General features: G+C 71.2%; 5 protein-coding genes. 4 read left to right on the top strand and 1 reads right to left on the bottom strand.

The window, feature by feature from the left end; genetic code table 11:
* Positions 1-87 precede the first annotated feature (87 nt).
* Positions 88-1,623, bottom strand: a complete 1,536-nt coding sequence (locus tag ACRYR8_RS20835; RefSeq protein ID WP_432486123.1) for a glycosyltransferase family 2 protein — start codon at positions 1,621-1,623, stop codon at positions 88-90.
* A gap of 340 nt (positions 1,624-1,963) precedes the next feature.
* Here ACRYR8_RS20835 and ACRYR8_RS20830 point away from each other — a divergent pair, with 340 nt between their 5' ends.
* The 4 genes from ACRYR8_RS20830 (at position 1,964) to ACRYR8_RS20815 (ending at position 5,742) form a co-directional block, all read left to right on the top strand.
* The gene (locus ACRYR8_RS20830) at positions 1,964-3,127 is read left to right on the top strand and encodes a flagellin N-terminal helical domain-containing protein (protein WP_432486124.1); all 1,164 of its coding nucleotides are present in this window, start codon (positions 1,964-1,966) and stop codon (positions 3,125-3,127) included.
* A 126-nt stretch (positions 3,128-3,253) separates the two neighbouring features.
* Positions 3,254-4,765, top strand: coding sequence for a flagellar filament capping protein FliD (gene fliD, locus ACRYR8_RS20825; RefSeq protein WP_432486125.1), 1,512 nt, complete (start codon positions 3,254-3,256; stop codon positions 4,763-4,765).
* A 183-nt stretch (positions 4,766-4,948) separates the two neighbouring features.
* The gene (gene fliS, locus ACRYR8_RS20820; protein ID WP_432486126.1) at positions 4,949-5,374 is read left to right on the top strand and encodes a flagellar export chaperone FliS; all 426 of its coding nucleotides are present in this window, start codon (positions 4,949-4,951) and stop codon (positions 5,372-5,374) included.
* Positions 5,371-5,742, top strand: a complete 372-nt coding sequence (locus tag ACRYR8_RS20815; RefSeq protein WP_432486127.1) for a hypothetical protein — start codon at positions 5,371-5,373, stop codon at positions 5,740-5,742. The genes fliS and ACRYR8_RS20815 overlap by 4 nt, the downstream gene beginning before the upstream one ends.
* Positions 5,743-5,833: the final 91 nt, after the last annotated feature.

The raw sequence follows: 5,833 nt of genomic DNA, 5'->3' as shown, positions 1-5,833 counted from the left end.
AAACGGCGGCCGGTGGTCGTCCCCCGGCCGCCGTTTCGCGTGCCGGGCTCACCCGGGCAGCGCAACCTCGCCGCAGCGCCCCACCGCTCAGGCGGGCACGAGCGAGGCCGCCAGTCGCGGTGCCCAGCGGCCGAGGGCGGCGACGACCTCGTCGGCCTCCTCGTCGGGGACCACGGCGAGCATGCTCTCCAGCACGGGCAGGACGTCCGGTTCCCCGATCTCGACGAGGACGGCCGCGCACAGGATGCGCGTGAGGGTGTCCCGCTGCCCGGTCGCGGTGGCGATCCGGCGCAGCGGGCAGAGGTCGGCGAGCCCGCTCTCGCGGAACCTCAGCGACCACTCCAGCGCCTTCTCGAAGCTCAGGGAGGGCCACTGCTTGGCGACCGCCGCGAGGACTGCGGTCCTGGACCTCCCCAGCCGCCACACGTGCTGGAAGAACTCGTCGGTCACCTCGGCGAGGCACGTCTGCAGCTGCGCGAGGAACGGCTTGTCCAGCTGCGCCGGCAGCGCCTCCGCCAGTCGCCGCACGCCGTCCTCCGCCTCCTGGGCCAGGAGCAGGGCGCTGACGGCGGAGATGCAGGAGCGACCGGAGCGCAGGTGGGTGAACAGCAGGTCGGCGGCCTCCGCGGCACGTCCCTGCCGGGCGATGCAGGTGATCAGCTGGTCGGTGCAGGAGTCGGCGTGGAACTGCGCCGCGCTCCGCTGGACGTCGTCCTCCAGCGTGCGGAACAGCGCCTCGGCACCGGCCCAGTCGCCCTGCGCCATCGCCACCTGCGCCCTCATGGCCGTGCACACGTTGACGCTCTCGCCCCACGCCTGCATCCGGTCGATCCAGCGCCGCGCCGTGGCCAGGTCACCCACCGCGAGCGCGCTGAGCAGCACCGTGGGGCCGGCGATCACACCGGACCCGCTGGGGATGGTGTCGAGGTCCAGCTCGGCGAAGGTGGCGAGCGCCTTGGCGTGCTCGGCCGCCAGGGCCGCCGACCTGCCGACGTTGATGAGGAGGTCGGTGGTGTCCCGCGCACCGTTCGCCCGCGCCTTGGCCAGGGCCGCTTCGGCGAGCCTCAGGTTCCGCTCGCCCTTGTTGCGCTCCTGCATGTGCACGACCGAGTAGCCGTAGTGACGCAGGCGGATGGTGTCGTTGCGGGTGTGCCTGACGTCCTGCCAGCGGCCGACGACCATCTCGTGGAGGATCCCGTCCCACCGGCAGTGCGATCGCCGGAACACCCGGGCGACCATCGCACGGTGCTCGCTGCCGCCGTCGTCGTAGGCGCTGGAGACGACCTCCACGGCGAAGCTCTGGTTCGCGGCCGTGCGCAGCGACCGGCGCAAGGCACGGGGGTCGCCGTGCACGACCTCGTCGGCGTCGACGCTGAGGACCCACTCGCCGCGGCAGTGGTCGAGGGCGCGGTTGCGGGCCGCACCGAAGTCGTCGTCCCAATACCCCTCGACCACCACGGCACCGTGCTGGCGGGCGATCTCCACCGTCCGGTCGGTGCTGCCGGTGTCGTAGACGACGACCTCGTCGACGAAGGGGGTGATGGCGGCCAGTGAGGCGCCCAGGAACTCCTCCTCGTCCTTCACGATGTAGCAACCGCTGATGAACGTGGACTCGCCGGTCATGTGCGCCCTTCGTCGAGGTGCGTGAGCACCGTCCAGAGGTGCTTGAGCACCACCCACCCGTACGGCCCATCCATCGGCAGGCTCGTCGGCCGAGTTGAGGTCGGCCCCGGCGCGGCGGGGCCGGCCGGTGAGCGCCCTCCCGCGGGCGCCTGCCGGCAGTTCGGGGGTGGGGGTGCTGCGTGCCCGTGCCTCGCCGAAAAAAGTCTGCTCCCACCCCTCAGGTGCGGCGGTGCCGGACCGATGGATGGAGTGTCAGGCGGCGCGAGTCGCCTGGCGGGCCGGACCACGGACGGGCCGGCTGGTTCACAGATGGACCCCAACTCACGGAGGAATGATCATCATGGGTCTTCGCGTCAACAACAACATCGCGGCGTTCAACAGCTACCGCAACCTGCAGGCCACCGACAAGGCGCTGAACTCCTCGCTGGAGAAGCTCTCGTCCGGTCTGCGCATCAACAAGGCTGCTGACGACGCCGCCGGCCTCGTGATCTCCGAGGGCCTGCGCTCGCAGATCGGCGGCCTGACCGTCGCGGCCCGCAACGCCCAGGACGGCGTCAACGTCGCCCAGACCGCGGACGGCGCCCTCGGCACCGCCACCACGATCCTGCAGCGCATGCGCGACCTGGCCGTCCAGTCGTCCAACGACACCAACGACAGCGCCTCCCGCGCCGCCGTCCAGAAGGAGATCACCTCCCTCACGGCGGAGCTCGACCGCATCTCCGAGAAGTCGTCCTTCAACGGTGTCAACCTGCTCGACGGCACCTTCGCGGGCAAGGTCTTCCAGGTCGGCTACGCCAACGGCGACACCATCACCTTCGACGTCAAGTCGGGTGCGGCCGCGGCCGCGACCGTCGCCGCCGTCACCGAGGTCTTCGTGTCCGGCGCCACGGCGTTCGACAACGCCGCCGTCAGCGCGGTCAGCTCGGTCACCATCTCTGGCACCACGGTGTCCTTCGCCACCGGCGGCACCGCCGCGTCGGCCGTCGAGGCCATCAACGCCAACGCGACGATCTCCGCGAACTGGACCGCCTCGGTCTCCGGCAGCTCCCTCGTCCTGACCTCCAAGGTCGCCGGCAACGTCACCGACGCGGCCGTCACCCTGGGCGCGACGAACATCGCCGGCACGACCACCCAGGGCGTCAGGGCCGCCAACGCCGTCAAGCTGGACTCCTTCGGCTCCGGTGGCCTCGGTGTGGCCGCCGTCAACCTGTCCACCCAGACCGGTGCGGCGAGCGCGATCACCACCATCGACAGCGCCCTGGCGACCGTCTCCAGCGCTCGCGCCGGGCTCGGTGCCCTGCAGAACCGCTTCGAGAGCGTCATCAGCTCGGTCAACATCGCGATCGAGAACCTGACCGCGTCGGAGTCGGCGATCCGCGACACCGACATGGCCGCCGAGATGACGAAGTTCACCCGCAGCCAGATCCTCTCGCAGGCCGGCACCAGCATGCTGGCGCAGGCGAACTCCGCGTCGCAGAACGTCCTGTCCCTGCTCCGCGGCTGAGCTTCGCGGTTCTGAGGCCGGCTGACGTGAGCTAGCCAGCCGACCTCACCAGGCGGGGGGCACCGGGAACCCCGGTGCCCCTCGCCCTGTTCTGCATCCGATCCCACCACTGAAGGGAGGGAGACCATGGCCTCTGTCGACGGGCTCGTCAGCGGCATGGACACGACGAGCATCATCTCGCAGCTCATCGCTGTCGACTCCGCACCACAGGCACGCCTGAAGAGCAGCGTCAGCGCCGCACAACTGAAGGTGACCGCCTACCAGTCGGTCAACTCGAAGATGTCGGCGCTGCAGACCGCCGCGGACAACCTGCAGAAGGCCACCGCCTGGACACCGGTCAAGGCCACCTCGTCCAGCAGCGCGGTGACCGTGACCGCCGGCAGCACCGCCAGCACGGGGTCGCTGAGCATCGAGGTCACCGGCCTGGCGTCGGCCCGGTCCGTCGTGAGCCCGGAGTTCACGCTCACCGGCGGCGAGGTCGACCCGACGGCGCCCCCGCTCAGCTACCCGCTGGACGTGGTCCGCAGCGACGGCTCGTACGTGACGCTGCAGCCCAGCAGCGGGACCCTGAGCGAGGTCGTCGACGCCATCAACGAGGCGGAAGGCTTCGGCATCAAGGCCGTGGCCATCCGGGTCGGGGCCGACGCCAACGGCAACCCGTCCTACCGCCTGCAGATCACGTCCACCGAGACCGGTGCGGGGAACGACTTCAAGCTCGTGCCCCACGGGACGCGCGCGGTCAGCGACGTCAGCAACCCCCTGAAGCTCCAGAACCTGTCGCCGGCGGAGTCCTTCGCCGGCGTCAGCGAGCCGACGGACCCGACCAAGGCCCTGACCGAGCTCTCCAAGGCGCTCGACGCCACGGTCAGCCTCGGCGGCTCACCAGCGGTGGTCGTGAAGTCGTCCACGAACACGTTCACCGACGTCATGCCGGGTGTGAGCGTGACCGTGTCGGCCAAGACGGAGACCGGCAAGCCGGCCACCGTGTCCGTGACGAAGGACTCCAGTGCCGTCGCCTCGGCGGTGCAGTCCCTCGTGGACGCCGCCAACGCCGCGCTGACGGAGATCAGCGTGCAGTCCCGGGCCGGCTCCCTCGGTTCGGACGGCAAGGTCACCGGTGGGGGCACGCTGCGCGGCGACAGCACCATGCGGACGCTGAAGTCGCAGATCCTCAGCGCCGTCACGTCCGCCGTGGGCGCCTCCGAGGCGTCGGCGGCCACGTTCGGGCTGCAGTCCACCCGCGACGGGGAACTGACCTTCGACAAGACGAAGTTCCTCGAGGCGTACGCGCAGGACCCCGCCGGGGTGCAGGCGCTCGTGTCCACCAGGGCCACCGACCCGGACGCCGCGGCTGAGGGCGTCGTCGAGCGGCTGCGTGCAGTGACCGTCGGAGCCATCGGCGACCTCAAGCTGTCCAGCGCGGCCACCGGCACGCTCACGTCCGTGATCGACGGCCAGAACTCCTCGATCAAGGACCTGACGAGCCGCATCGCGGACTGGGACACCAGGCTCGCGGCGAAGAAGGAGCGCTACCAGAAGTACTACGGCGCTCTGGAGACCGCCCTGGGCAAGCTGCAGAGCCAGTCCACCTGGCTCGCCGGCCAGCTCAGCAGCCTGCCGAGCGGCAGCAGCAACTGACGCTGGTTGCGAGCAACAGGCTGGTGGGGGTGCGAGAGCACCTCCACCAGCCCGTTCTGCTTCTCGGCGCGGGTCCCTCTCCCGCAGGTGGTGGAGGTGCAGAACCCCGCCCGAACCACTGCATTCCCGGCACGTCGTGCCGATGGACAGGCAGAACCCCGACAGACCCGGAGGACTCCCGAGATGACCTCGACGACGTACGGCCGACGTGCCCAGGCGAACCGGTACCTGGCGGACAGCCTGTCCACCGCGAGCCCCGCCGCGCTCCTCGTCATGCTGTACGACCGTCTCGTCCTCGACCTGCAGCGCGCCGAGCAGGCGCAGCGCGACGGCGACCGCGAGACCGCGCACGTCAACCTCGTCCACGCGCAGGACATCGTCAACGAGCTCATGAGCAGCCTGGACGTGGAGAAGTGGGACGGCGGCTCCGGGCTGCGCGCCCTCTACAGCTGGGTCCTGCAGGAGCTGACCGCCGCGAACGTCTCCGGTGACGCCGAGCGCACCGCGGCCTGCCGCACCAGCACCGTCGAACCCCTCGCGGAGGCGTGGCGCCAGGCGGCGCTGGAGCACCTCAGCTCCACGCCCGCCACCGGCCACGGGGTCGCGTGAGCGGCGTCCCGCCCGTCGCGGCCGTGCACGCCGCCGGGACCGCGGAGGACCACTGGCGCGACGCGTGGCGCTCGGCGCTGCGCGCCGTGGAGCTCGACGTCGACGCCGCCGAGGACCTCATCGACCGGCTGCACCACGAGGACGACGACGTCCCCGAGCAGGCGCCGGCGGGTGACTGGATCGCCCCCGGCCTGCTGGGCCCCGTCCCGGCGGAGTTCGCCGACCGCGCCCGCGCACTGCTGCGCCGCCAGGCCGACGTCACCGAGCGCCTGGCCGAGGCGATGGTGCAGATCCGCTCGCAGCGGCGCGGGCTGGCGAAGCTGGACCGGGCCGAACGCGCGCCCGTCTTCATCGACAAGGCGCTCTGAACCGACGAGGCGCTCTGGAGCAGCGGGGACGACGGAGGGGCACTGCGCTCACGCGCAGCTCGTCGCGGACCTGCAGAGCTTCCGCCCGTCG

Source organism: Kineococcus esterisolvens, assembly GCF_050871405.1.
Classification (GTDB): Bacteria; Actinomycetota; Actinomycetes; order Actinomycetales; family Kineococcaceae; genus Kineococcus.
The sequence above is the reverse complement of the archived record's forward strand: the minus strand, read 5'-3'. Positions and strand labels throughout refer to the sequence as shown.

Bases quoted from the DNA above. Each gene is read 5' to 3' on its own strand.
- fliD (WP_432486125.1), top strand. From the start codon at position 3,254: ATGGCCTCTGTCGACGGGCTCGTCAGCGGCATGGACACGACGAGCATC.
- ACRYR8_RS20830 (WP_432486124.1), top strand. From the start codon at position 1,964: ATGGGTCTTCGCGTCAACAACAACATCGCGGCGTTCAACAGCTACCGC.
- fliS (WP_432486126.1), top strand. From the start codon at position 4,949: ATGACCTCGACGACGTACGGCCGACGTGCCCAGGCGAACCGGTACCTG.
- ACRYR8_RS20835 (WP_432486123.1), bottom strand. From the start codon at position 1,623: ATGACCGGCGAGTCCACGTTCATCAGCGGTTGCTACATCGTGAAGGAC.